At 56.1% G+C, this 24839-nt stretch carries 23 protein-coding genes and 1 pseudogene; 11 read left to right on the top strand and 13 right to left on the bottom strand.

What is annotated here, in order from left to right; genetic code table 11:
- Position 1: 1 nt before the first annotated feature.
- Genes GOW60_RS11925 through GOW60_RS11915 form a run of 3 tightly spaced genes read left to right on the top strand, consistent with a single transcriptional unit; the run spans position 2 to position 2792 of the window.
- On the top strand, positions 2–817 hold the full coding sequence (locus GOW60_RS11925; protein WP_171229443.1) for an ABC transporter ATP-binding protein: 816 nt from the start codon (positions 2–4) through the stop codon (positions 815–817).
- 5 nt (positions 818–822) lie between these two features.
- Positions 823–2139 (top strand): MlaD family protein, encoded by a 1317-nt coding sequence (locus GOW60_RS11920; RefSeq protein ID WP_171229442.1) that lies wholly within the window; start codon positions 823–825, stop codon positions 2137–2139.
- On the top strand, positions 2136–2792 hold the full coding sequence (locus GOW60_RS11915; protein WP_152460495.1) for an ABC-type transport auxiliary lipoprotein family protein: 657 nt from the start codon (positions 2136–2138) through the stop codon (positions 2790–2792). The genes GOW60_RS11920 and GOW60_RS11915 overlap by 4 nt, the downstream gene beginning before the upstream one ends.
- Before the next feature lie 86 nt (positions 2793–2878).
- Here the strand turns inward: GOW60_RS11915 and GOW60_RS11910 are convergent, their stop codons facing one another.
- The gene (locus tag GOW60_RS11910) at positions 2879–4459 is read right to left on the bottom strand and encodes an FMN-binding glutamate synthase family protein (RefSeq protein ID WP_171229441.1); all 1581 of its coding nucleotides are present in this window, start codon (positions 4457–4459) and stop codon (positions 2879–2881) included.
- Here GOW60_RS11910 and GOW60_RS11905 point away from each other — a divergent pair.
- From GOW60_RS11905 to crcB, 3 genes are read left to right on the top strand one after another with little or no spacing between them, the layout of a single operon-like run.
- Positions 4458–4667, top strand: coding sequence for a hypothetical protein (locus GOW60_RS11905; RefSeq protein ID WP_171229440.1), 210 nt, complete (start codon positions 4458–4460; stop codon positions 4665–4667). The genes GOW60_RS11910 and GOW60_RS11905 overlap by 2 nt on opposite strands.
- A gap of 41 nt (positions 4668–4708) precedes the next feature.
- Positions 4709–5077: a CrcB family protein gene (locus GOW60_RS11900; RefSeq protein WP_171229439.1), complete on the top strand. Its 369-nt coding sequence runs from the start codon at positions 4709–4711 to the stop codon at positions 5075–5077.
- On the top strand, positions 5074–5436 hold the full coding sequence (gene crcB / locus GOW60_RS11895; protein WP_171229438.1) for a fluoride efflux transporter CrcB: 363 nt from the start codon (positions 5074–5076) through the stop codon (positions 5434–5436). Before GOW60_RS11900 ends, crcB begins: the two co-directional genes overlap by 4 nt.
- Here the strand turns inward: crcB and GOW60_RS11890 are convergent.
- Genes GOW60_RS11890 through GOW60_RS11865 form a run of 6 tightly spaced genes read right to left on the bottom strand, consistent with a single transcriptional unit; the run spans position 5433 to position 11950 of the window.
- Positions 5433–6956 (bottom strand): DHA2 family efflux MFS transporter permease subunit, encoded by a 1524-nt coding sequence (locus GOW60_RS11890; protein WP_171229437.1) that lies wholly within the window; start codon positions 6954–6956, stop codon positions 5433–5435. The two genes, crcB and GOW60_RS11890, sit on opposite strands and share 4 nt — an antisense overlap.
- Entirely contained in the window at positions 6953–7936 is a 984-nt protein-coding gene (locus GOW60_RS11885) for an HlyD family secretion protein (RefSeq protein ID WP_171229436.1), read from the bottom strand. Before GOW60_RS11885 ends, GOW60_RS11890 begins: the two co-directional genes overlap by 4 nt.
- Positions 7937–7970: 34 nt before the next feature.
- Positions 7971–8297: a cytochrome o ubiquinol/quinol oxidase subunit IV gene (locus tag GOW60_RS11880; RefSeq protein ID WP_224856200.1), complete on the bottom strand. Its 327-nt coding sequence runs from the start codon at positions 8295–8297 to the stop codon at positions 7971–7973.
- The gene (locus GOW60_RS11875; protein ID WP_171229435.1) at positions 8290–8922 is read right to left on the bottom strand and encodes a cytochrome c oxidase subunit 3; all 633 of its coding nucleotides are present in this window, start codon (positions 8920–8922) and stop codon (positions 8290–8292) included. The genes GOW60_RS11880 and GOW60_RS11875 overlap by 8 nt, the downstream gene beginning before the upstream one ends.
- Positions 8919–11009, bottom strand: coding sequence for a cbb3-type cytochrome c oxidase subunit I (locus GOW60_RS11870; RefSeq protein ID WP_171229434.1), 2091 nt, complete (start codon positions 11007–11009; stop codon positions 8919–8921). The genes GOW60_RS11875 and GOW60_RS11870 overlap by 4 nt, the downstream gene beginning before the upstream one ends.
- Entirely contained in the window at positions 11006–11950 is a 945-nt protein-coding gene (locus tag GOW60_RS11865) for a cytochrome ubiquinol oxidase subunit II (protein ID WP_254443923.1), read from the bottom strand. Before GOW60_RS11865 ends, GOW60_RS11870 begins: the two co-directional genes overlap by 4 nt.
- 194 nt (positions 11951–12144) lie before the next feature.
- Here GOW60_RS11865 and GOW60_RS11860 point away from each other — a divergent pair, with 194 nt between their 5' ends.
- The 4 genes and pseudogenes from GOW60_RS11860 (at position 12145) to GOW60_RS11845 (ending at position 17690) form a co-directional block, all read left to right on the top strand.
- Complete coding sequence (locus GOW60_RS11860; protein ID WP_171229433.1) at positions 12145–13386, top strand: lytic murein transglycosylase; 1242 nt, start codon at positions 12145–12147, stop codon at positions 13384–13386.
- 660 nt (positions 13387–14046) lie between these two features.
- On the top strand, positions 14047–14940 hold the full coding sequence (gene galU / locus GOW60_RS11855; protein ID WP_171229432.1) for a UTP--glucose-1-phosphate uridylyltransferase GalU: 894 nt from the start codon (positions 14047–14049) through the stop codon (positions 14938–14940).
- Positions 14941–15009: 69 nt separating this feature from the next.
- Positions 15010–16449, top strand: a pseudogene (locus GOW60_RS11850) (mannose-1-phosphate guanylyltransferase/mannose-6-phosphate isomerase).
- A gap of 170 nt (positions 16450–16619) precedes the next feature.
- Entirely contained in the window at positions 16620–17690 is a 1071-nt protein-coding gene (locus tag GOW60_RS11845; protein WP_171229431.1) for a DUF2793 domain-containing protein, read from the top strand.
- 258 nt (positions 17691–17948) lie between these two features.
- On the opposite strand, the gene GOW60_RS11840 is transcribed toward GOW60_RS11845, so the two are convergent.
- The 4 genes from GOW60_RS11840 to GOW60_RS11825 all read right to left on the bottom strand — a co-directional run bounded on the left by GOW60_RS11840 (position 17949) and on the right by GOW60_RS11825 (position 21854).
- Complete coding sequence (locus GOW60_RS11840; RefSeq protein WP_254443922.1) at positions 17949–18695, bottom strand: outer membrane protein; 747 nt, start codon at positions 18693–18695, stop codon at positions 17949–17951.
- A gap of 17 nt (positions 18696–18712) precedes the next feature.
- Entirely contained in the window at positions 18713–19822 is a 1110-nt protein-coding gene (locus GOW60_RS11835) for an HlyD family secretion protein (protein ID WP_171229430.1), read from the bottom strand.
- 143 nt (positions 19823–19965) lie between these two features.
- Entirely contained in the window at positions 19966–21630 is a 1665-nt protein-coding gene (locus GOW60_RS11830) for a sulfatase-like hydrolase/transferase (protein WP_171229429.1), read from the bottom strand.
- Between the two features lie 2 nt (positions 21631–21632).
- Positions 21633–21854 (bottom strand): hypothetical protein, encoded by a 222-nt coding sequence (locus GOW60_RS11825; RefSeq protein WP_171229428.1) that lies wholly within the window; start codon positions 21852–21854, stop codon positions 21633–21635.
- A 90-nt stretch (positions 21855–21944) separates the two neighbouring features.
- Between GOW60_RS11825 and GOW60_RS11820 the strand changes: the two genes are divergently transcribed.
- Positions 21945–22859 (top strand): helix-turn-helix domain-containing protein, encoded by a 915-nt coding sequence (locus GOW60_RS11820; RefSeq protein ID WP_171229427.1) that lies wholly within the window; start codon positions 21945–21947, stop codon positions 22857–22859.
- Between the two features lie 162 nt (positions 22860–23021).
- Here the strand turns inward: GOW60_RS11820 and GOW60_RS11815 are convergent, their stop codons facing one another.
- Positions 23022–24011, bottom strand: a complete 990-nt coding sequence (locus GOW60_RS11815; protein ID WP_171229426.1) for a HupE/UreJ family protein — start codon at positions 24009–24011, stop codon at positions 23022–23024.
- The gene (locus GOW60_RS11810) at positions 24008–24802 is read right to left on the bottom strand and encodes a peptidyl-prolyl cis-trans isomerase (protein ID WP_171229425.1); all 795 of its coding nucleotides are present in this window, start codon (positions 24800–24802) and stop codon (positions 24008–24010) included. The genes GOW60_RS11815 and GOW60_RS11810 overlap by 4 nt, the downstream gene beginning before the upstream one ends.
- Positions 24803–24839 lie beyond the last annotated feature (37 nt).

The following is a 24839-nucleotide window of genomic DNA, read 5'->3' as shown; positions in this document are numbered from 1 at the left end:
CATGAACGACGGCACGCAACACGAAACGGAACAGACCACATCGCGGCGTGACGCCGTGATCAGCGTTCGCGGTCTCAGGAACCAATTCGGAACGCAGGTGGTTCATGACGATCTGAACCTTGATGTCTGGCGCGGTGAGGTTCTGGGCATCGTAGGCGGGTCCGGAACCGGAAAATCCGTCTTGCTTCGTACAATTGTGGGTCTGAACAAACCTGCTGCTGGCAGTATAGAAGTGCTGGGAGTGGATGTCCTGAACGGCCCCGAAGAGGAACGCCGCAGGATCGAACGCCGCTGGGGCGTGGCCTTTCAGGACGGTGCGCTGTTTTCATCGCTGACCGTATTGCAAAACGTGATGGCCCCACTTCGAGAACATACGGGCATCAGTGAAAAACTGATGGAATCGCTGGGTGCGTTGAAGATCAGCCTTGTGGGTCTGCCCCAGCTGAGTTGCGGCAAGTTTCCATCGGAACTGTCGGGCGGCATGCGAAAGCGCGCCGCCCTGGCACGGGCGCTGGCGCTTGATCCCGAAATCGTTTTTCTGGATGAGCCGACCGCCGGATTGGACCCGATTGGCGCGGCTGCATATGATGAACTGATCGGCGAATTGCAGCAGGCACTTGGGTTGACTGTTTTCATGGTCACCCATGATCTGGACAGCCTTTACGCCATCTGTGACCGAATTGCAGTGCTTGCAGAAAAACGCGTGCTGGTTGAAGGTCCGATTGAGGATATGACCAAAGTGGATCATCCTTGGGTGCAGGAATATTTCACAGGGCCCCGCGCCCGCGCGGCGCAACAGAAGGGTCAGGACAGGTAAAGGCGATGGAAACCAGAGCAAATTACATCCTGATCGGCGCGTTCACCCTTGCGGGGCTGTTGGGCGTTTTCGGCTTTTTCCTGTGGTTGGCGAAATTCGAAGTGACCCGCCAATACGCTTATTACGATGTATTGTTCGATAACGTCTCGGGGCTTTCGGCGGCGGGCGGGGTGAATTTCAACGGCCTTCCTGTTGGGCAGGTGATCTCTTTGAACCTGGACGAGGACGATCCCTCCAAGGTTCGGGTGCGAATAGAAGTGGATGCAGATATTCCGATCACCGAAGAAACGATCGCCCAGCTTCAATCGCTGGGTGTTACCGGCGTCGGTTACGTTGAACTTACCGGCGGGTCACCAACTGCCAAAAGACTGCCGCAGGACAGCGTGATCAAAAGCAAGCGCAGCACCATCCAGTCCTTGTTTGAAGGCGCACCAAAAGTGCTGGACGAGGCCGTTACACTTCTGGAAAGCCTGAACAAGGTCGTCGACGACAAGAACCGGCAAGCCGTGAGCAGCATTCTGGACAACCTTGCCTCTGCGACCGGTCGGCTGGACAAAACATTGACAAGCTTTGAATCCGTGGCCAGCGACATTGGCAGTGCAGCCAAGGATATCGGTGAATTTTCAAAACGTCTGGACCCTTTGATCGAAACGGCGGATACAACCCTCAAGACCGGCACGGAGACGCTCAATTCGGTCAAGTCCGCGTCCGAGTCAGCCAGGGCCGCGCTGGACGAAGCGAAAACGACGATCGAAACGGCAGACCGCATCTTGCAGCAGGACGTTCGACCTTTCATCGAACGCGGGTCGCAACTGGCCGAACGGTTGACCCACTTGTCGGATGAGGGCAGCGTCACTTTGGGGATCGTGAACGAGACCGTTTTGAACGCCAACACGACACTTGGTTCGATCACATCCGCAATGGACACGGCCAAGGGTGCGCTGTCTTCGGCGGAAACGGCCTTTGAGTCAGCCAACCGCGTCATGGAAGAAGACGTGGCGCCCGTTGCGGAAGATATCCGGAAGGCGGCCAACCAGGTCACCGAAACAGTTTCGAACATCACCGGTAAGATCGATCAGATTTCAGACGATGTTCTGAGCGCGTCGAACTCTGCCTCAGAGCTGCTGGGGACAATAGACGGCATCGTTCAGACCAACCGCCGGCAGGTGTCAGACTTCCTGCGCGTGGGTCTGCCGCAATTTATCCGCTTCGTCGAAGAATCCCAACGCCTGGTAATCAGCCTCGACCGTCTGGTGGACAAGGTCGAACGTGATCCTGCGCGGTTTCTGCTGGGCACCCAAGCATCGGAGTTCCGTCAATGATCAAGCCTGCAATTGCAATTCTGACGTTTGCATTGGTCGGTGGATGTGCCGGGTTGGGCACTTTGAAACAAGCCGCGAAACCCAACGATCTGTATCTGTTGACACCCAAAAGCACGTTTTCGTCAGCGCTGCCGCGAATACAGAAACAGATCGTTGTTGAAGAACCAACGGCAACCGCCGCGGTGAACACGGATCAGATCGCCATTCAGCCCACCCCGTTTCAGGTTCAGTATTTGCCACGGGCGCGATGGGTGGATCGCGCACCCCTGATCGTTCAGACGCTGTTGATCGAAAGCTTTGAGAACTCTGGCAAAGTCGCTGCCGTCGGACGGTCAACGGTTGGTCTGCGCGCTGATTACGTGATCGCACCGGACCTGCGCGAGTTTCAGGGCATCGTTGTCGCGGACCCCGAGAACGGAGACAAAATCCGTATTGAAGTGCGCATGAACATCAAGGTCATCGATGAATACGACGACAAGATCATCGCTTCGAATTCGTTTCAGGAAAATGTCGTTGCCGCAAGCGACCAGACATCAGATCTGATCAAAGCGTTTGATTTGGCCTTGGGACGCGCGATGCGGGATTCCGTTGAATGGAGCATTCGCAGGATCAACACGCATGTGGCCAACAATCCCAGATCGAACCCCAGTTGAGTTGATCCACATGACAAAACGGTGAGCGCGGGCGCAGTTCGCTCACGCCTGTTCTGGGTAAACGGTTGTTTGTGACGGATCGGGTCTCAGAAACGAGATGCCGAAGCGCGTTCCCAATCCGCCGCGAATTCCTCGGGAACCACATCTGCCAGCAACGCACCATCCTCCAGATAGGTGTAAAGCTCGCCATAGGTGCGCTCATGCTCGTCCGCCGTGCGCCGCAAAATGTCGCGCGGATGCAGCTCGGACACTTTTTCCTTTCCCATCGCACCCAAGAGTTCGCGGAAACTTTCCAGTGTTGCGTCGTGATACCGGTGCACACGCCGCCGCTTTTGCGGGATGTTCACCGCGCGTCCGCGAACCGGATCCTGGGTGGCGACCCCGGACGGACAACGGTTGGTGTTGCAATGCAAGGCCTGAATGCAGCCCACCGCAAACATCATCGCCCGTGCCGCATTGCACATATCCGCACCAAGCGCGAATTTCTCGACCATGTCGTATCCGGTCGCCACTTTGCCCGCACAAATGATACGGATCTTGTCGCGCAGCCCAACGCCACGCAGGCAATTGTTTACGAAAATCAGCGCCTCGTTCAGGGGCATGCCCAGACGGTTGGTGAACTCGACCGGAGCCGCGCCCGTTCCCCCTTCCGATCCATCAATGGTGATGAAGTCCGGCAAAATCCCTGTCTCGAGCATGGCCTTGCAGATCGACATGAATTCGGACGGGTTGCCAATACACAATTTGAAGCCGACAGGTTTACCGCCGGACATTTCGCGCAAATGTTGAACAAAATGCATCAACCCCGAGGGCCCGTCAAAAGCACTGTGAGTTGGGGGGGAAATCACATCCTGATGCTCGGGCACCCCGCGGATTTCGGCAATTTCGGCATCGACCTTGGCAGCGGGCAGAACGCCCCCATGCGCAGGCTTGGCACCTTGGGACAATTTGATCTCAATTGCCTTGACCACATCCTTTGTGGCCCTTTCGGCAAACTTGTCCTTGTCAAACCCGCCTTCCGCCGTTCGACACCCAAAATAGCCCGTCCCGATCTGCCAGATGATGTCGCCGCCTTCGGTCAGGTGGTGAGGAGACAACCCGCCTTCACCGGTATTGTGGGCAAAGCCTCCGTCTTTTGCCCCGCCGTTCAGCGCGCGGATGGCGTTGGCGCTCAGCGCGCCGAAGCTCATGGCAGAAACATTGAGACGCGAGGCGCTGTACGGCTTCGTGCATTGTGGCCCGCCCAACATGACGCGATCTTCGCTTTTGTCCACATGTTTGGGCGCAAGCGAATGATTTGCGCGGTGATATCCAACCTCGTTTATGTCGTATTGCGTTCCGAAGGCCTGCGTATCCATCTGGCCCTTGGCGCGGGAATAGACCAGCCCGCGTACGATCCGGTTGTAAGGTCGGCCGCTTTCGTTGGTTTCAACGAAATACTGTCGAATTTCCGGGCTGACGAATTCAAGCATGTACCGGAAATGCCCCAGAACCGGATAGTTGTTCAGCACATTGTGCTTGGTAGTCAGAATGTCATAGAGACCGATGACCGCGTAGGGCACCAGGATAACCAAAAGCCAATGTACGGGCGGCCAGAAGAACCCCAACAGCAACACGAGCGGCAGGCAGACATAGCTCAGAAAATAGTAGATCCTGCGTACAATCATGTTCCTGTCTCCTCGTGTTTTCGACCGGTCGTTGCGCGTTCCAACAGCACTCAACGTGAAACAGATTGAATTTCAATTGCAAGCTTTCGCGGGAATTAATCCGCCCGAAGACGAAAACGTGAAAACGCGTTACGGCGGCTCAACAGTTGAACAGGGTGTCGCCAGTGGATATGCCACGCATACCAGAAGACAACAGGCATTCACTTGACAAAGACGCATTCCCAACCCCGGCGCGACCGAAAGAGCCTTATGTTCCTCGCCGTCTTTGTCGGAGGGGCGCTGGGTTCGTTGTTGCGCGAAGTATTCGCGCTGGAAATCCCCGGCCTCAGCTTCCTCACGTCGACCTTCGGCATCAACGTGGCGGCCTGTTTCGTGTTGGGGTGGCTGTATTCAATACGTCACAAGGTGCACGCGCACGTGCTGCATCTGGGCGCGGTCGGGTTTTGTGGTGGGTTGTCCACCTTTTCGTCTTTCGTAGCTGATCTGGAACGTATTGCCGAAAGTGATCTTTGGGCCGTGCCGCTTGCTGTCGGGTTGGAAATCGCTTTTGGCATTGGCGCGGCGCTGGTCGGAGAGAAGCTGGGCAACCATTTTCATTCCGAGAGGTCACCGTCATGAATGACCTCTATCTTCATGCGATGTTCGGACTGGGCGGAGGCCTGGGGGCGGTCCTACGTCATTGGCTGGCTTTGAAAGTGCGGCACGATTTGCCCTTTTCGACGTTGATCGTCAATGTAGTGGGCAGCCTGCTGCTGGGGATCTGGATCGGCTATCTGGGCGGCCCTGTCGACATCCCCGAGGATCAAAGACGGCTGGTCTTTGGATTCTGCGGCGGGTTCACCACGTTTTCCAGCTTTGCCTATCAATCTCTTGAACTTCGGCGCGAGCGGACTCTGGTTCTGGCAGCTGGCAATATCCTGATCAGCCTGGCGCTGTGCTGGTTCGCCCTGTGGCTTGGGCTGACCTTGACGCGCTAATGCACATGAGCGGCAACATGTGACCCGGGCTTCGGAGCACGACAAAAGAAAAGCAATGGAATTGTCGCCAAGGCAAGCAGACCCAGATTGTTGAATACGGTCAAATAGGAAATCATCTCGGCCTGCTTCATGATTTCCTGGCCCAGAATGGCAGCACCTTCAGCGCTGTCCGGCGCAAGGCCAAGCGGGCTCAGATACGCCTGGGCCGCGGGGTTGTAGGGCGTCACATTCTGGCTGAGCACCGCCGTATTGGTCTGCAACCCGCGTACAACCCAGGTGCCGACCAGCGAGATGCCAACCGACGATCCCAATTGCCTTGTCACGTTGAACAGACCAGAGGCTTCATCCTGCCGGCCTTTGCTGATGCTCTCGAAAGCCAGTATCGATATGGGCACGAACACAAGACCCATACCGAGGCCGCTGATGGCCCCCGGCCATGCGAGCTCCCAAAAACCGGCATTGAGGTTGATGGCCCCCATCATGAAATTCCCGATCGCCGTCAGCAACAGACCGATGCCCGCCAGCAGGCGCGGATCAAAGCGGTTTACCAGAACTGCGCCGGTCAGAACCATGGACAGCCCTGCGGTCAGGCCACGCGGAATGAACAGATGGCCCGACGCGATGACAGGGAAATCCAGCAGGCTTTGAACAAGCGTCGGCAAAATCGCGATGCCCCCGAACAGAGACACGGCAAAACCCGCGATGATCAGATTGCACAAGGCAAAGTTTCGGTCTGCGAACAGACGCAGGTCCACAACCGAATTGCGCGAAGTCAACGCGTGAAAAATGAAACCAAACGCCCCGATAACTGCTGCGATCACGGCCACCTGGATGACGCGGGATGACATCCAATCCAGTGTCTCGCCTTGATCCAGAACGAATTGCAGGCACCCGATTCCAAGAGCCAGCAGAGCAAGGCCTTTCCAGTCGATCTGAACCTCCTCGGTTTTGTCCTCCGGCAATTCTCCGGCCAGCAGAAGCAGTGCAAGGGCCGCCACGGGAAGATTGACGAAGAAGACCATCCGCCAGGAAAAATATTCGGTCAGGATCGCACCGACCGTTGGCCCCAGAACCGGCGCCACCACGACGCCCAGACCGAAGATGGCCATTGCCTGTCCGCGCTTTTCCCGCGGGAAGGCATCAAACAGAATGGACTGGGACAAGGGGATCAGGAAGGCGCCGAACATGCCCTGAGCCAGCCGAAAGGCAACGATGACCTCAAGGCTCCAGGACATGCCGCACATCATCGACATGACGGCAAAACCAGTCACCGCCGTCAGGATCAACCGTCGTCGGCCCACGCGTCGGGCGACGAACCCTGTCAACGGCATGATGACCACCGCGGAAACGATATAGCTGGTCAGAATCCATGTCGCCTGATCCGTGGTCGCCCCGAATGCGGCCTGGATATGCGGCAACGCCACATTGACGATCGTACTGTCCAGGACTTCCAGAATGGCGCTGAGAACAACGGCGATCACGATCACCATGTTCACATGGCCGGACGCCGCAGGGGTCATTTGCCGTCCACCGGGCCTGTTGTATCTACGACAACTTTGCTGCTGCCTCCGACACGCAAGGGCGCATCGGTCGGGTCAAGCTCGATCCGAACTGGAAATCGCCGGGTGACCTTGACCCAATTCCCGCTCGCGTTTTCCGAGGGCAACAAGGAAAACGTGTCCCCGGACCCTCGCCCGATCGACGCCACCTTACCTGTGAGCGTCGTCCCAGGGAGCATATCGACACGTATCGTGACCGGCTGACCCGGACGAATGCGCGCCAATGCGGTCTCTTTGAAGTTCGCGTCCACCCACCAATCGGACGATTCGACAATCGAAAATTGTGGGGCATTGGCGGACACCGAGGATCCGGGGCGAAGGGTCAGATTGGCGATCCATCCGTCGGCTGCGGCATGGATCTTGGTCCAGGCAAGGTTGGTTTCTGCTATTTCAAGCTGTGCCCGCGCAGACAGGATATCATCCTGTTTCGCCTGCAACCCACTTTTCAGTGCCAAAAGGCTGGACTGGCTGGTCGTCAACCTTGCAGAGGCTTGGGCGAAATCCGAGGCCGTCTGATCCAGCGATGCCTGTGCGACATCGCCTGATGCAAACAGGGCTTTCGCACGTTCAAAACTCTTCAATGCAGTATCGTAGGCCGATTGGGCGCTGTCCACCGAAGCCTCAGCCGCGGCAATCTGTGTGGAATAGGATTTGGCCTGTTGTATCGCACTGTCCAGATTGGCTTTGGCTGCATCCACCGAAGCCTTGAATTGAGTGTCGTCGATCGTGAAAAGCAGATCGCCGTTTTTCACGGGCTGGTTTTCGATCACATGTACATCGTCCACCTGCCCTGTCACCTGCGCAGCGACATAGATGATGTTCGCGCCCAGATATGCATCCTGAGTGGACGGGTAGCGCTCTTCGTGCCTCCAGAACAGAACAAGACCGACTGCAATTGCTGCAAGTATCAAAGCCACGGCTGCGATTTTGAGTGGCTTCATTTTCGTATCCCTTTCTGCGCACGACCCATGCGCATCACATCACATGCATGTGCATTCGAATTGCCAGATTGCCCAGCACCCAGACCGTTCCAAAAATCATGATCAACAGAACCATCGTGGAAAACAGAACCAGATGCAGGTCTTCGCGGCTGCTGCGCCGGCGATCGATGTGCAGGAAATAAACAAGTTGCAGAACAAGTTGGGCCAGACCCAACAATCCAATTGTCAGGTAAACACCGGGGGTTTCGATCCCAAACAGATGGGCCACGCCGAAGGTCGCAAAAGTCAACAGCAGCGAACCACCGTATCCGATCACATAGCGCCGACGCTCGCGACGGTGCATTTCAGAGCGTTTATCCATAGGTCAGACCTCCGAAATAAACGATGGTAATGATCCCGATCCAGATCAGGTCCAGAAAATGCCAGAACAGCGCCAACCGCACCACACGCGAGATAATGACGTCCGTCATCCCTTTCACGCGCAGCTGAATACCCAGAACGATCAGCCACAGGCACCCCGCGGCGACATGCAGACCATGCAGCGGAACAAGTCCGAAGAAGGCCGACAAGAAACCGCTGCGCTGCGGAATGCCACCTTGTTCCGCCATGGACATGAAATCACGCACCTCCAGCACCAGGAAACTGATGCCCAGAAAAAGCGTGACGCCAAACCACAAGACAATGCGAGCGCGCGGCAGATTGTATTTCAGCGCCAGCATGGCAAGGCCAACCGTCAGGCTGCTTGTCAACAGGATGAGCGTCTGCGCAAAGACGCTTTTGAGATCAAACAGCTCGTGCGGGCCGGGACCACCGGCCTGTGCATCGATCATCGTGATGTAAATCGCAAACATCAGGCCGAAATAGACCAGGTCGCTCATCAAAAAGACCCAGAACCCGAAGGTGACGACCTCGGTCGCCTTGTGAGCACTCGCGTGACGTTCCCCCAGGTTGATACCCGGATAGCTGTGGGTGGGCGCGCGCTTCATGTCGCCGCCTCCAGATCGGGGCGGGCGAGGCCGCGATTTTCCGGAGACGTCTCGAAATCGCGATCCACCGCCTTTTCACCGTGAACCAGTGCGAGCCAGGCTTCGTGATCCTTGCGCACTTCTTCCGCCGGTATGGTCAGCTCGGTACTGTCGTCGAACGTCCATACGATCACCGCCAGGATCATCAGAACCGTCATCAATGCAGCCAACCACCAGATCCACCAGACCAGCGCGAACATCCAGATACCACTCATGACACACAGAACGAAACCAATGCCTGTATTGCGCGGCAAATCGATATCTTCATAGGCGTCGGGCGTTGGGTAGGCTGCCCCCTTTTCCTTTGCTGCCGCAAAATCATCCCGGTCCGTAACGGTTGGGATGATCGCAAAGTTGTACGGCGGCGGCGGCGACGATATAGACCATTCCAACGTCCGCCCATCCCATGGATCTCCAACGGGTACGCGGGTCTTTTCGCGGTCGCGGATGCTGACCCAAAGTTGGATCAGAACCGAGAGCAACGCGCAGGTAATCACCAGCGCCCCGACGATCGCCACCATCATGAAGGGATGGAAAGATGGGTCATCATAGCTGAAAGAACGGCGCGGCATCCCCATCAGCCCGACGAAATAAAGCGGCATGAAGGTCAGCAAAAACCCTATGGTCCAGAGGGCGACAGTCACGCGGCCCCAGAATTCGTTCAGGCGAAATCCGAATGCCTTGGGGAACCAGTAGTTATAGGCGGCCAAAAGTCCAAACAGCACACCCGGCAACAGTACGTTGTGAAAGTGGGCCACCAGGAACAGTGTATTGTGTACCTGATAATCCACGGTCGGATTGGCCAGGATCACCCCGCTCAGGCCACCAATCACGAACAACATCAAAAATGCCAATCCATACAGCATCGGCACCGAGAATCGGATGCGCCCCCGCCACAAAGTCGCCATCCAGTCATAGACTTTTACACCGGTGGGAATGGCGATCAGCATGGTTGCGATGCCAAAAACGGTGTTGATCAGGGCGCTCTGCCCCATGGTGAAGAAGTGGTGCAGCCAGACGGTAAACGACAAAACCGCGATAGACATCGTAGCGATGACGAGCGAGTTGTAGCCGTAGAGCCTCTTGGCCGAAAAAGTCGCAAAAACTTCGGAGTAGATGCCGTAAGCGGGCAGAACCAGCAGGTAAACCTCGGGGTGGCCGAACAGCCAGAACAGATTGGCGTAGTTCATCATGTTGCCGCCGAGGTCATTAGTGAAAAAGTGGAAGTCCAAATAGCGGTCCGCAGCCAGCAAAAGCGCCGCGACGCCCAACGGCGGCATGGCAAAGACGATCAGGATCGAACTGCATATGATGGTCCAGCAATACATCGGCAACCGCATGAAGGTCATGCCCGGCGCGCGCATCTTGTAGATCGTAACGGCAAAATTGATACCGGTAAGCGTCGTGCCGACACCCGAAACAACGATCGCCCAGATCCAATAGTCCGGCCCAACTCCCGGATTGAAAGCGGCGCCGGTATACGGTGGGTAGGCCGTCCAGCCACCGGTCGAGAACCGCCCCACGACCAGCGAAACCATAAGCATCATGCCGGAGGACACCGTCAGGCCCAGACTGATCTGGTTCAAGCGTGGGAACGCCACATCCCGCGCCCCGATCATCAGCGGGACGACATAGTTCGCGATGCCAAAGACAAAGGGCACCGCGACGAAGAAAATCATGATCGTGCCATGGGTACTGAACAGCTCGGCGAAATGTTCGGCTTCCAGGAACCCGTCGCCCGGGCCGGCAGCCTGCTGCGCGCGCATGACAACGCCTTCCAACACGCCGCGCGCCAGCATGACGATGGCAAAGACGACATACATGATCCCTATCTTCTTGTGATCAACACTGGTCAGCCAATCGCGCCAAAGGGGCGTCCACAACCGAAACCAGCTGAGCAAGCCGACCACGACGACAACGCCAACCAAGACGATTGCGGCCGCGGCGTTGGCAACGATCTCATTCGCGTTCGGGTTCTGGATCAACCCTGTGATCGGAAGCGCATCCCAGTCGAGGCGGCCGAGGAATCCTGAATAGGACGGCGTCATTGCTGCACCTCCTGCCCGAAGGATGCCGTTCCCGGCTGTTGATCCACCGGCAGCGCTTTGCCGCTGTGATAGCGGTGCAGGATCGTTTGAAACAAATCTTGTTCCATCGTGAAGTACAGCGCGTCCTTTGGCATCTTGTCGGTGCCCAGCGCTGCCTGCACCTCATCCCTGTCTGTCCGCATCGCGAGCATCTGATACGTTTCCGGGTCCAGTCGGATACCATTTTCGCGGACTTTCCGGGCCCAGCTTTCAAATTCATCACTGTTCATGGCAACGGTACGAAATTTCTGCTTGGTAAAACCCCGCCCGTTGTACTGCGTGTTCTCGCCTTGCATGACCTCGGGGACGTCTGCGACCAGATGCAGTTGGGTGGTCATTCCCGGCATCGCGTAAATCTGGCCCGCCAGCGCAGGGATCATGAAGGATTGCATGACGGTATCGGTGGTCAGCGTCATGGCCACTTGCCTTTTGGTGGGAATGCCGAACTCGCCCACACTGGCGATACCAAGATCGGGGTAGATGAACAGCCACTTCCAATCCAGCCCGACAACCTGCACGCGCAAGGCCGGGTCTTCGCCAAATGTCGACGTATACGGATCAAGCCGATGGGTGGCCTTCCAAAGGTAGAACGACAGGAGCGCCACAATGACAACGGGCACACCCCACATGAGAAATTCCAGTTTTGCGGAAAAATCCCAATCCGGTCGGTAGGCCGCGTGACTGTTCCTTCGGCGTCGATAACGAAACGCGATCAACGGCACCAGTATCAGGACAGGGATAACAGCCACCATGATCAAAGCGGTCGCCCGCAGCAGATGCGTTTTCTGGATGGCGGCAATGGGTCCTTGCGGATCCATGAAACTGTCGCTGGCGGAAACCATGTGCGGCATCGACACAAACAGGATCAACGCCATCGCGAGCCGAGGGACTTGATTGGGCATTTTTACTTGTGCCACAACTGACTGCCCTTTCCTCAAACAAAATATCATTCGACTATCGACAAGTGCGTGAATTTTCTCAAGAGTTTTTCAAACCACAAATTGCCCAAGTCTAACCCGATTCAACTTCGGGTATATAGAACCAAGGATGCGCGGTATCTTCCCATTGACTTGCAATCCCAACCGGGACAGACAAAATGAAGATGCGTATTCTGGTATTCTCCTTCGGGTTGATCCTGCTCTTTCAGCCCTCGTTGGCGCAGGATCGTGCGGCGATCGAACGCCAGTTTCAGTCGTGGTTGCAGGAAACCGTTTGGCCCCGGGCAAAGGCCAAAGGTGTGACACGAGAGACGATGCGACAAGCCCTCTCTGACGTGACCCTTGACTGGAAATTGCCGGATCTGGTGCCACCGGGAAGCACGCGCATAACTCCCAAGGTCCAGAAACAGGCCGAGTTTGGCTCACCCGGTCGCTATTTCAATCCGGGGTCGGTACAAGGCGCAACATCGGCAGGACGTAGAATGGCACGGCGCCATACCGCAACTCTGGCGGCGGTCGAAGCCGAAACCGGCGTTCCTGCCCGCATTATTCTGGCGATCTGGGGAAGAGAGAGCGGATACGGACAGGTTCCGATCCGGCATGATGCTTTCAGGGTACTGTCGACCAAGGCCTTTATGAGCACCCGTGCAGACTATTTCACAACCGAACTTGTTGCCGCCCTGCAAATCGCAGAGGCAGGGCACCAGCCCGCCCGGCAAATGAAAAGCAGTTGGGCTGGCGCTTTGGGTCAGCCTCAGTTCCTGCCGTCCAACTACTTGTCTTATGCTGTCGACGGCAACGGCGACGGGGCGGCTGATATTTGGGGGTCACCCGAAGATACGATTGCTTCAATCGGAAACTACCTCATGAAGCACGGCTGGGTTCCTGCACGGGACTGGGGATTCGAGGTTTTCGTACCCCAAAATGTCTCTTGCGCTTTGGAAGGCCCTGATCAGGGGCGACCTATTCAGGACTGGGTTGAGATGGGTGTACGTCGCGTCTCGGGCAACCCCTTTCCGGCCCATGAGCTGCGTGGTGACGGGTATTTGATGATGCCCGCAGGACGACATGGTCCGGCTTTTCTGGTTACGCCAAACTTCTACGTTCTAAAGGAATACAACAAAAGCGACCTGTATGCCTTGTTTGTCGGCCATGTTGGCGACCGTATTCAATACGGAATCGGCGATTTCAATGGCGCTTGGGGAAAGGTCGGCGGGCTGTACAGATCCGATATTGCCAAGATGCAGCAGGCGTTGGAACAAAAAGGACATGATGTCGGAGGAGTCGATGGACTGCCGGGGTTCAAAACGCGTCGTTCGATAGGTCGATGGCAAGAGACCGTGGGCATCGAACAGACCTGCTTTCCGGATGCGCTGATGAAAACAAGCCTGGCCCCGTGAGGCAAACCAAGGTGTCCAGCCGACTCTGACATCCGGCCTGCTCATCGATCCAATGTGCAACAATCAGGCGTTCCCAGAACCTATCTATGGAACCGCGTGACAATTGTTGCCCATTCGAGAACAGAATTTGAAAGGGCAAATCAAAAACTCGGATGCGTTGAACAAGGCGGTCAGCCGCCCTTTTGCCAAGGAAGATACTCTGTCCGTCTGCACCCTTTGACGCGGCTTGTCCTTCAAGCCGTTTGCTTCCGAAAAGAGGGTTGTGGGCGACTTTGGGCGGGTTGCGGTTTTCCGCGTCGGAAAACCACGCAAAAATAACATGATACGCGGCGCGGCAACCCGGTCGGGTCGGTTCAGGGAACGCCATGAGCTGCAAGACAAGCCGCGAAGAACAAGCCTATGAATTTTTCGTAATGGACCGGCGGTGATGTGTCCCGCTCTACGCCGTGCAGTCAGCCAATGATCCAAGCACCTTGTGCACAAGTATTGTATTGATACCGCATCAGACCGGGCTTTTGACTCCTCCTTGGCAAGGTGGCACGATTTGACTGATAGCAGCCTGATCCATCAGGCATCATTGATTGACAGGGTATTGCAGCCTATGAGGACATTCCGGACATTTCCTGCTCTGCTGGCAAAACTTGATAATTGAGAGGCACCATGACACGCAAAGTTACCAAAGCGGTTTTTCCAGTAGCGGGCATGGGAACGCGTTTTTTGCCAGCAACCAAATCCGTTCCGAAAGAGATCATGACGCTGGTGGATCGTCCATTGGTGCAATACGCAATTGACGAGGCCCGTGCCGCCGGGATCAAGGAGTTTATTTTTGTAACGTCACGCGGCAAATCCGCGCTGGAAGATTATTTCGACCACAACCTGGTGCTGGAGCAGGAGCTGAAAGCCAAAGGCAAAAACAAACTTCTGGATGTGCTGAACAAAACGAATATGGAAAGCGGCGCGATAGCTTATATCCGCCAGCACAAAGCTCTGGGGCTGGGACACGCGGTCTGGTGCGCCCGACGGCTGATCGGCGATGAACCATTTGCCGTCATGCTGCCTGACGACGTCATCGCCGCCGACAAACCCTGTCTGCAACAGATGATCGAGGCCTACGAAGACACCGGTGGCAACATGGTCGCGGCGATGGAAGTTCCAAAAGAAAAGACAAGTTCCTACGGCGTGCTCGATGTTGGCGACAATATCGGGTCTGTCGTCCCTACCCGAGGAATGGTTGAAAAGCCTGACCCATCGGAAGCACCATCCAATCTGGCGGTCATCGGTCGGTATGTGCTTCGGCCGTCCGTTTTGAACAACCTCAACGCAAAAAAAACCGGAAGCGGCGGTGAAATCCAGCTGACCGACGCCATCGCCCAGGACATTGCCGCGGGAGTGCCGGCCTACGGCTATAAATTCGACGGTCAGCGTTTTGATTGCGGTTCAAAATCAGGCTTTCTGCAAGCCACCGTTGCTTTTGCTCTTGCCCGCGAAGACCTGCGCGATGATCTGAGCCAATATCTGAATGACATTGTCGCCACGGGGAAAGCTGCTCAGTAGCCACAGGTTGTTTTACTTGACTAAAAACATGGCAATACCGTCAGTCACCCGCAATTCAAAGGCACGTGCATGACCAGTACAGTCTACCCCGTCATTCTTTGCGGTGATTCGGGAACACGTTTGTGGCCCCTGTGATGCAAAAGCTATCCCAAGCAATTCGTTCCTCTGGTCGGCGAAACAAGCCTGTTGCAGAATTGCGCGGAACGGATGCTCGGCCCTTCTCAGGCACCGTATGCAAAGCCACTTGTTCTGACCAACGAGGCTTTTCGCTTTATTGTCCCGGAACAATTGGTGGCCGTCGGAATTGACGCCGGTCCAATTCTGATCGAGCCCGAAGGTCGAAACACCGCCCCCGCTGTTCTTGCCGCAGCCTTGTATCTGGCGGCGCGTGATCCGGATGGCATCATGCTGGTGGCGCCGTCTGATCACGTGGTTCCGGACATGGGCGCCTTTCATCAAGCCGTCGCCGAAGGCGTACGGGCAATAAGTGAACGGCGCGATCTGGTAACTTTCGGCATCACTCCAACGCACCCGGAAACCGGATACGGCTATCTCAAACTCCGCCATCCGCCGGATACGACCCATGAGGCTGTCCCATTGGATCGTTTTGTGGAAAAACCTGACCGAAAAACGGCCGAGGCGATGTTGTCAGATGGCAGCTATCTTTGGAACTCGGGGATCTTCCTGTTTGCAGTTCGCGATATCCTGGCAGCTTTTGAACAGCACGCGAGCGAACTGATCCCGCCGGTTCAAAAGGCCGTTGCAGAGGCAAAAACGGATTTGGGATTTCTTCGACTGGACCCAGCGGCATGGGCGGGTGTGGAAGACATTTCAATAGACTACGCAGTGATGGAAAAGGCCCTGAACCTGAGCGTGGTGCCTTATTCCGCTGGCTGGTCCGATGTCGGAAGCTGGACCGCGGTTCAAGAGCTGTCGAACCCCGATGAAGACAGTGTTGCGACCAACGGAGAAGTAACGGCAATCGACTGCCGCAATGCACTGATACGGTCCGAGTCGCCGGCGCAAGAAGTCGTGGCAATGGGTCTTGAAAACGTAATCGCCGTTGCGATGCCCGATGCGGTTCTGGTCGCGAGCATGGACAAGGCACAGGACGTGAAACAGGCCGTTGCAGCGCTGAAGGCCAAGGGGGCGAAGCAGGAAGAATCCCTGCCGGTGGATCATCGTCCGTGGGGCTGGTTCGAAAGCCTTGTGATCGGAGACAGATTTTAGGTCAAACGCATCCATGTGCATCCTGGCGCGTCGCTCAGCCTGCAATCTCACCATCATCGTTCCGAGCATTGGATCGTGGTTGAAGGCACGGCCAAGGTCACCATCGATGATCAGGAGCGTTTGGTAACCGAAAACCAATCCGTCTATATCCCACTGGGAGCGACACACCGAATGGAAAACCCCGGGAAAGTTCCCATGGTTTTGATCGAAGTACAGACTGGCACCTATCTGGGTGAAGACGACATCATCCGATACGAAGACATTTACGCCCGCGATTGATTCCCGGGCATTGCTCTGCACGGGAACACCCATCGGCGGGTTCCCCGCAGACATCAGAATCTTACCAAAATCTTCCCTGGGCGGTCGGCCCGGTCAGACAGGATTGACGCGCTTTGCGGCAGGGTAGCGCGCAACCGAAGCTTCGGACCGACGCCACAGGAGGACCCCCCGTGTCACAAACATCCCCCCGATTGAACCTGCCCTTGCTGCAACCGGCACAAGCGCAAAAACACGTTACCCACAACGAAGCCCTGAGACAGCTCGATCTGGTCGTGCAACTCTCGGTACGGTCAACAGATTCCGCGACACCTCCTGTTGTCCCCGAGCAAGGCGAAGTTCATGCCCTTGGCGCCAACCCGACCGGGGACTGGACAGGACATGCCGGTGAACTTGCCGCCTGGCTGGACAACGCCTGGCATTTCGTGACCCCCGACATTGGCTGGCGCGCCTGGGATGAAGCGGCCGGAGATCTGAAATACTGGACAGGAACAGCCTGGGCCCCCCTGCCTGTCAGTACTCAGAACCTGGACGGAGTCGGGGTTGCGACCAATTCAGACAGTACGAACCGTTTGTCCGTTCGCAGCCCGGCGACCTTGCTGAGCCACGAAGGCGGCGGGCATCAGCTGAAGATCAACAAAGCCAGCGCAGGTGATACCGCGTCGCTGTTGTTCCAATCGAACTGGACGGGTCACGCGGAAATGGGACTGTCTGGCACAACCGGATTTTCCATCAAAGTGTCTCCTGACGGCGGCAATTGGACTGAAGCGATGACCTTTGATCCCGTAGCCGGAACCGTGTCGGGGGCAGCTGTTCAGGCCGATGCCAGCGATACGACTTCGGGCCGACTGATGCGCGCCGACTATGGATACGGGCCTGGAAACCTTCTTGGAACAGTGACCGAAAACTCAGGTGTTCCGACCGGCGCTGTCATTGAGCGCGGCAGCAACGCCAACGGAGATTATGTGCGGTTTGCCGACGGCACTCAGATCTGTACGGCCATGCTTGCGCCCGTGGCCTGTACGACTGCTGAGGGTGCTCTTTTCAAAAGCAGCCCAATAACCTGGGATTTTCCGGCTGACTTTTCGACGCCCCCGAACCTGAACGGCACTGGAGGCGTTGCAACCCGATTTACCGGGTTTGATACACCTTCGTCGTCCCAATCGACATTCATTGTCTTCTCGGCGATCTCGGATGCGGCAGCCTTGGCGCCATCCGTCACAGCCATTGGTCGCTGGTTCTGACAGGCAGGGCCGCCTGGATACTGGATCAGGCGGCCAATCCGGCAGCAGACCGGTTGCGACCCATCCCGCTTTTACCCGCGCCACCAGATTTGCAGCCCTTCATCACGCCGAAAAGCAGGATGGTTGCTGGAACTCCTGCTCGCGGAACGCAGCAAACAACTTGAAAAAAAGGAGGTTTGCACCGACCAAACATGCACGCCTCCCCGACTGACGTCTTGTACCAAGTCGAAGCCGAAGACAATATTCGTTTACAATCAATCAGAATCGGTAGGTCGCCCCAATCACCGGCCCGGATTGATGGAACTCGAAATCATTGCCGCCGATCTCATGGTCGAAGGCGATATAGCGATATCCGCCACGGATGACCCATCTGTCATTGATGGCATAATCTGCCGTCAACAGAACCTGCCACGTTTCGCTGTCACTGCGGAAGCCGCCATAATCAACGAACCCGGTTCCCGTCCATTTGTCAGAAAAAACGTAACGTATTCTTGCGCCAATGACCGGGTCTACCCAATCGTCGTCAACAACGGTCGTGCGCCCAGGTGCCGAACCAGACGTTAGTGTGAAATTGGTTTCGGTGCTGAACCATCTGAAACCACCGGCAATGTCCAGTTGAACGGAAGGATCTTCATAGACCCGATAGGCCACGTACCCACTTAGGAACTGGGTGGTGAATGATGTGTCGAGAGTGGATCCAGACGGACCGAGACCACTGTTGCTGAAGGATAAATTTGTATAATTGTAGTCAGCCAGCAGGCTCCAACGCCCATTGGATGCCGCAAACGCGCCCATAAAGGCGAAATCCAGGTTGCTCAGAGCGTCAGAAAAACTCAACGTGCCGTCCAATGTTCCTGACGGGGTTTCGATAGACGTTTCCGTTTCAGGCATGAAAAGGTAAATCGTCGCTTCATAGGACCAATCGCTTTGCTGCGCGGAAGCGGTTGTGCCAAACGCCGCAACCAAGGCCAAACCCGCGCCTTTCATTGCTAGTTCTGTTTTCATCTCGTCCCTCCAATGTTTCAGATGTAATTCAGCTTTTTGGTGATCCAGAACAGGACTTCCGCCAACACACTGATTGCGCCCGCCTTGCCCGTAATTACCAGTGCCGTGCCAGAAGTCCCGAATGGAAAATCTTCGATATTGATCTGGTCCGGAACTTCGATCAGCACCGGATAGCTGGACACGCCAGCCAGATCGCGCAGTGAAGGAAGGCCCGTGCGCGAGTCAACAACGCCCTCTGCCGTTCCTACGGGCAACGATATGACGGTCCCAGGTATTTCGCCGCCCGGCTGGATTCGCAGCGCAAGGCGGATCTGGTCGCCGACGGAAACGTTCATGCGACTTGATTGGGGCAAACTTGCGATCAGATGGCGGTCATCGGGGACAACAAAAGAGATCGCCCCCTGTGCGATAGATACACGATTTCCGGGACGCAGAGAAACGGCGGTGACAAAGCCGTCTTCCGGTGCGCGCACGACTGTTTGTTCCAGATTCCAAAGCGCCTGCGCCAAAGCCTGCTCAGCCTCTACCACGCCGGCATCGATGCCGTCGATCTTGGCGGCAATCCGCCGCTCCAGACCGGCTTTGCGCGCCTCGGCCGCGCGCAGGCTTGCGGACAGTTGATCGATGGCAGACACGGCTTCCTGCAACTGGAAGGTCGTCGATGCCCCCCGCTTTTCAAGATCGACAATGTCGTCACGGCGCTGGACGCCAAAGGTCAATTGCGCGGTGAGGGATTCAATGTCGGCTTCCGCCGCTGCCAGGTCGGACTGTAACTGATCTGCCGCAGAACGCGCAGTTTCAAGACTGGCTGTCAGCCGGGCGACTTCGATCCGAAAGGGTGTATCGTCAATCCGGAACAGCGGATCCCCTTTCGCGACCCGTTCGTTGGGGCGGACCGAAACCTCAACGACGGTACCTGACACATTGGGGGCAATGTTGGTGGCAACGCCTTGCACCGAAACAGGCCCTGTCGGTGTGGTGTGGTTGAGGGCTCCGATTACAACCAGAGCAATGATTGCGGCCCCCCCATAGACGACAGATTTCCAGAACCGGTTCCATGGAAGCAGCCCCAGCTTGGAAAACACCACCCAGATCACTCCGAAATAGAGACCCAAGACAATAAGCATATGTTTACTCCATTGCGCAGAGCTGCTGATACCAGCGGGGCGCAATATTGGTTTCGGATGCGGCCACGACGTACGCCAACGCTTGCCCTATTTGCGTGTCGATTTCGCGGCCGCGCATTTCTGTTGACGCGCGCGGCCCTGTTTCATTGTTGCGCCGCAGATCGTTTGACCATGAAAGCCTCGACTGCCTGTTGCGTTTCCGGCCGCAGGTTTTCTATTCCTTCATAAGGCATACCTGTGGCGGGGCCAGTATCGGGGAACAGCTCTTTTCTCGCCATGTGGCGTCCCAGTATGCGGACGAACTCCTGCCCGCCCCAAGCACCAACTTCGGTCGAAACCGGGTACTTTTCATGCGTGTCGCGCATCACATCAAAGAAATCAGCAATGATCGCGTTTTGCCCCGGCCCGGGCAGGTTGAGCTTCAGCTTGTCCTTGACGACCGCCTTTGGGGTACTCACCGAATAGATGATCACGTGATCACGCCGACCTTTGCTTTCATCTTGAAACAGGATCGAGGCTGATTGATCCACGCCATCAATCAACCGGTCCCGGGGAATATGCTGAACCGCACCGCCGAACCGAGCCAGCGTCGTATAAAGATCAGACACATGAATAATGTTGTTGATCATGCTGTCTGGTTCAATCAGACCCGGCCACCTTATGAAAGCGTCCACCCGAACCCCGCCCTCGGTCGTATCGCCTTTGCCTCCGCGAAAGACCATTGGCGTAAAACCGGATGCCGGTGAATACTTGGTGAAATGGCCGTTGTCGCCCATCAACACGACAATCGTATTATCCGCCACGCCAAGCTCGTCCATGCGCGTGAAGATTTCGCCCAAATACGTGTCCAGCTCTTGCAGTTTGTCGGCGTACAGACCTCCATTGACGCTTTCCGGCCCGTCACGCCCGGCCCGCGTGTTGTCCAGCGGGATCATCGGCCAGTACTGTAGGAAGAAAGGCTCAGTACCGCCGGCCAAGCGGTCCAGTTCACTCAGGGTTTTGTCCTGAAATGCTTGGTTCATCTCATCATATTTGGCTGCGTTCCAACGCTCACCCGGCTCCATTCGGATCTCACGAACAGGTCCGCCGGCATTTCCTTCGATCACCGTGGCCATGGCCGATGCATCGGGGCGGAACCAGTCGTCGATCGTGTAATCGTCGACAAAATCTGCGATACCAACCGAAACCTGCTCGCGGATTGCATCGTCATTGAAAATCGTCAACTGGCCCTGTTGATGAACGGCGTGCTGCGCATAGTCGAACCCCTGGTTCATTGCCCAGCTCTCGGCAATGTCACCCATGTGCCACTTCCCGACATGCGAGGTTGCATATCCTTCGGCCTTCAGAACCTCGGCAAGCGTTACTTCCTCTCCGGGCAAACCGAAACCGGCGATGTCGACGGTAGTATCACCCATTCCGATCCGAACCGGCAGACGACCGGTCGTCTGGGCCACACGTGTCGGGGTGCAGGATGGCTCGGTATACATGCGCACCATGCGCATCGCTTCGTCAGAAAAATCGTTGATGTTTGGGGTGCTGATGCCGCGTACCGCGTTCAATTCTGGGATACCCATATCCCCAAAACCGATGTCATCGACCAGAATACTGATGATGTTCGGGGGGTTGCCACCGTTCTCGTCTCGAAATGCCGCGAGAGCCTGATCAACGGCGGAATCGTCCTGTTCCCAGGCATCCTTGTTCTGGGCCTGAAGGATATAAAACTCGGAATCATGCGCAATGGGTGCATCCTGCGCGTGGGCAGGTGCGCTGATCGCCAGAGAACCCAGCAAAAACAACTTGAGATCCATTTTTAGGTATCCTTTTTCCTTGGGTTTTCTTCTCGCTCCAGACCCTGTGCGATAAGATCATGGGCGATAGTGGACAGTGTCTGACCGGTTGAATCCGCAAGACGCGTAAGCCTGTGACGCTGTGAGGGTGTAAGAAGGGTCACGATCCGTTCCGACCGCAGTTCTGCTTTCGGAAGCGGAGGGCGACCACGTTTGGGCGCGGCAAGCGGATCGGGCAATTTCATTTGAACATATTCCTATGTTTCGACTAAGCTTTTCATGCAAACTACAGGGGAGATATTTTGCACCGCATCAAAAAATCGACAAAACCAGACTTGGCCCCGCCCGAAGCGCCCCGGTTTTTTGCGGCCACTTTCCGTGATCCGAACCAAATCGCCGCAATATCCAAATGGGATATGGATTTCCGTCAGATCGAAGACGGCGAAATGCAGGCGGATTTCAAGGTCAGATCCGGCCCACTGATTTCCGTTATGAAGTTTGGTTTCTCGCGGCGTGTGCACCAGATCGGCGCGTCTCCGAAGGGGCACATCACATTTGGCATCCCTACCCATTCAAGACTGACGGACTGGAACGGTACCAGCATCGAAACGCCACCGTTTCTGTCCTTCGGCAGCGGCGATGAGTTCGACTGTATCAGCGACAGCGGGTTCGGCGGATATACGATGACCGTTGAAACTGAGAATGCGATGAAAATAGGCGAGAAGCTGGGGATCGCAGTCTCTGATACAGAATTCGGGGCATTTTTGTTGCCTGCAACGCCACCTGATCGCTCGGCTGCGCTTTTGAACGACATTCAGACTTTGTTGGCGAACCCGAATTCGTCAGAACAGGGCGAAACCCATTTGATCGAAGAGATACTGCGGATCGCTTTGGGGGGCGGGGCGGATCGCAGGGAGCCGCGGATAAACCGAAAAGCGCTGGCACTTGCTGCGGCCATTGATCGGATGACGGCGACCCCGGACGAAAACGTCCCCATCAGCGAGATCTGCGGGGATATCAGCGTGTCATTGCGCACATTGGAACGCGCGTTCAACGAAAAATTCGGTATCGGCCCAAAGGCCTATTACACAAGGCTCCGCCTTAACAGGGTTCGAAGCCTGCTTGCAGAACAAGGCAAAGATCTGTCGATTTCTGACGCCGCAAACCGATACGGCTTTTGGCATATCGGGCAGTTCTCACAAGATTACAAAAAGTGTTTCGGCGAATTGCCATCAGCAACTGTCGATTGAAAACACTGGGCTTTGTGCTGTTTGTGACCATGGCCTTTCATCGAAGCAAATCCGAAACCGCGCGAAAGCTCAGCAGGTCAGGCCCGGGCCGTATTACTTTTCAGGGTCATGCGCCGTCATGATCCACAAAATCTTGCTCAACTCTCGCGACTTCGCTGCGGTTCAAAAACCGCTTACGCGTTCTATCAGCCAGTACATTGACACTGACCCGATGCCATAGGCGGTCAAAACCGTGGCATGTTTGCCAACCGGAAGCGCGATCAGCCGCCAGGTCGCCATCAGAAGAGCCAAAGCCGCAATAAAACTCAGTTGCCCGGCTTCGACACCGAGGTTGAAGGCCAGCAATGCCGCGGGAATATCGTCAGGGGGCAACCCGATATCTGCCAATGCCCCTGCAAAACCAAGGCCGTGCAAAAGCCCAAACCCGAAGCATACGATCCAGGGTTTCTGCTTTGAAAGCCGGAACCGTTCTTCGCCGCCTTTGACGATCTCCATCGCCAGAAAAACGATGGACAGTGCGATAACGGCCTCGACCGGTGGTCCGGGAACATTCAAAACGCCCATCGTTGCCAGCGCCAAGGTTATTGAATGCGCAAGTGTGAACGCTGTTACGGCTCCGACAAGTTTCCATGGGTCGCGGACCAAAACAAACAGCGCGAAGACAAACAGAAGGTGATCCCAACCTTCCAATATGTGTTCAAAACCCAACCGGGAATATGCGGCAAACACTGACCATGTCGACTGTTCAGAAGGTATGATTTGGGCATTGATATCCGGTGTAAAACGAAGGGTAGAAGGTTGAGCATCAACGGGATGCACACGCGCCAGCACATCGTTTCTTTGAGTCTCAAGGCCCTCGATGGCAATGGGTTGGCCCGCGATACCCGCCTGGCATTCGACGACCCAGGACGAAACCCACCCTCGACCGTCGGATATGGGATCCGGGCCACGCGCCGGAGTGCAGCCATCTGGCAAAATTGCGTCAATCGCCATCGGTTGGCCATTCACGTCGGGCTTTCGCCAATGAACGCTCCAGGTGTCAGAGGCAATTTGACGAATTTCCAGAAATCCCGGATCAAGCGCGTGCGCAGCAGCGAAATTTGCAGGCCACACAAACAGCAGCGCAAGCAGGAAGCAGATCAAAGCTCTCATTTGGCTGGGCCTGAAAGATCGGGGGCCACAATCTCGTATTTTTCGGCCAGAGACTGATATTGCGCTTGCGCCAAGTCTTCACTCATCGCGCGGCGCCAATCCCGCAGCACCGCGTCGTGGATTTCAGCCAAAGGAGGTGTTCGGCTGGGCTCGACAGCAACGACCTCGACAAGGTGGATACCGTAACCTGACCGGATCGGACCCGTCCACTGACCTGTTTCGACCTCTGTGATGCTTTGCGAAAACCCTCCTCCAAAGACCGACTCGACAACCCGCGTCGCGGACAAAGGCATTGACGCCGGCAGCAAGGTCGAACCGCCCAGTTCGGAGATTTCCTGCTTGGCGCGCAGGGTGGCCAGTGCTTTCTCGATTTCGGCCTCTCCGGGCTCCTCTCCAAGAAAGACCTGATTAAAGGCCACCATGACAGGCGTTGCATAGCGTTCCGCGTTTTCCTGAAGAAAAACCTCCAGATCTTCGTCATTCGGAACGATGGAAGTGGCAATGGCTTCGGTCAGATAATCCATTTTTTGGCTCAGCCGGGTCCTTATCAAGGGATCTCCGCGATCCAGACCAAGTTGTCTTGCCTCCCTGACCAGAACCTCTTCACGAATGGATGCGTCGACCAAAGCCTTCAGTTCCGAATCGCTTGGAGGGCGTTTCCACTGCGCTTCGAAACGAGCGGACAAAAGCGCCACGTCATCCTCGTCGAGTGTTATTTTCTCAAGATCTTCAACGCTCTCGCTTTCCGGTGCTACAATATGGAACCAAACAAAAATTGCCGCTCCAATCAAAAAAAAATGGAGCAGAGGTTCTTTAAGTACTCGCATC

This window comes from Ruegeria sp. HKCCA4008 (assembly GCF_013033125.1).
In the GTDB taxonomy this organism is placed as follows: Bacteria; Pseudomonadota; Alphaproteobacteria; order Rhodobacterales; family Rhodobacteraceae; genus Ruegeria.
This window is presented reverse-complemented; position numbering and strand designations above follow the sequence as displayed.

Bases quoted from the DNA above. Each gene is read 5' to 3' on its own strand.
- GOW60_RS11835 (WP_171229430.1), bottom strand. From the start codon at position 19,822: ATGCTTATTGTCTTGGGTCTCTATTTCGGAGTGATCTGGGTGGTGTTT.
- GOW60_RS11885 (WP_171229436.1), bottom strand. From the start codon at position 7,936: ATGAAGCCACTCAAAATCGCAGCCGTGGCTTTGATACTTGCAGCAATT.
- GOW60_RS11830 (WP_171229429.1), bottom strand. From the start codon at position 21,630: ATGGATCTCAAGTTGTTTTTGCTGGGTTCTCTGGCGATCAGCGCACCT.
- GOW60_RS11925 (WP_171229443.1), top strand. From the start codon at position 2: ATGAACGACGGCACGCAACACGAAACGGAACAGACCACATCGCGGCGT.
- GOW60_RS11890 (WP_171229437.1), bottom strand. From the start codon at position 6,956: ATGACCCCTGCGGCGTCCGGCCATGTGAACATGGTGATCGTGATCGCC.
- GOW60_RS11815 (WP_171229426.1), bottom strand. From the start codon at position 24,011: ATGAGAGCTTTGATCTGCTTCCTGCTTGCGCTGCTGTTTGTGTGGCCT.
- GOW60_RS11905 (WP_171229440.1), top strand. From the start codon at position 4,458: ATGTTCCTGTCTCCTCGTGTTTTCGACCGGTCGTTGCGCGTTCCAACA.
- crcB (WP_171229438.1), top strand. From the start codon at position 5,074: ATGAATGACCTCTATCTTCATGCGATGTTCGGACTGGGCGGAGGCCTG.
- GOW60_RS11915 (WP_152460495.1), top strand. From the start codon at position 2,136: ATGATCAAGCCTGCAATTGCAATTCTGACGTTTGCATTGGTCGGTGGA.
- galU (WP_171229432.1), top strand. From the start codon at position 14,047: ATGACACGCAAAGTTACCAAAGCGGTTTTTCCAGTAGCGGGCATGGGA.
- GOW60_RS11880 (WP_224856200.1), bottom strand. From the start codon at position 8,297: ATGGATAAACGCTCTGAAATGCACCGTCGCGAGCGTCGGCGCTATGTG.
- GOW60_RS11840 (WP_254443922.1), bottom strand. From the start codon at position 18,695: ATGAAAACAGAACTAGCAATGAAAGGCGCGGGTTTGGCCTTGGTTGCG.
- GOW60_RS11900 (WP_171229439.1), top strand. From the start codon at position 4,709: ATGTTCCTCGCCGTCTTTGTCGGAGGGGCGCTGGGTTCGTTGTTGCGC.
- GOW60_RS11920 (WP_171229442.1), top strand. From the start codon at position 823: ATGGAAACCAGAGCAAATTACATCCTGATCGGCGCGTTCACCCTTGCG.
- GOW60_RS11875 (WP_171229435.1), bottom strand. From the start codon at position 8,922: ATGAAGCGCGCGCCCACCCACAGCTATCCGGGTATCAACCTGGGGGAA.
- GOW60_RS11910 (WP_171229441.1), bottom strand. From the start codon at position 4,459: ATGATTGTACGCAGGATCTACTATTTTCTGAGCTATGTCTGCCTGCCG.
- GOW60_RS11870 (WP_171229434.1), bottom strand. From the start codon at position 11,009: ATGACGCCGTCCTATTCAGGATTCCTCGGCCGCCTCGACTGGGATGCG.
- GOW60_RS11860 (WP_171229433.1), top strand. From the start codon at position 12,145: ATGAAGATGCGTATTCTGGTATTCTCCTTCGGGTTGATCCTGCTCTTT.
- GOW60_RS11865 (WP_254443923.1), bottom strand. From the start codon at position 11,950: ATGCCCAATCAAGTCCCTCGGCTCGCGATGGCGTTGATCCTGTTTGTG.
- GOW60_RS11825 (WP_171229428.1), bottom strand. From the start codon at position 21,854: ATGAAATTGCCCGATCCGCTTGCCGCGCCCAAACGTGGTCGCCCTCCG.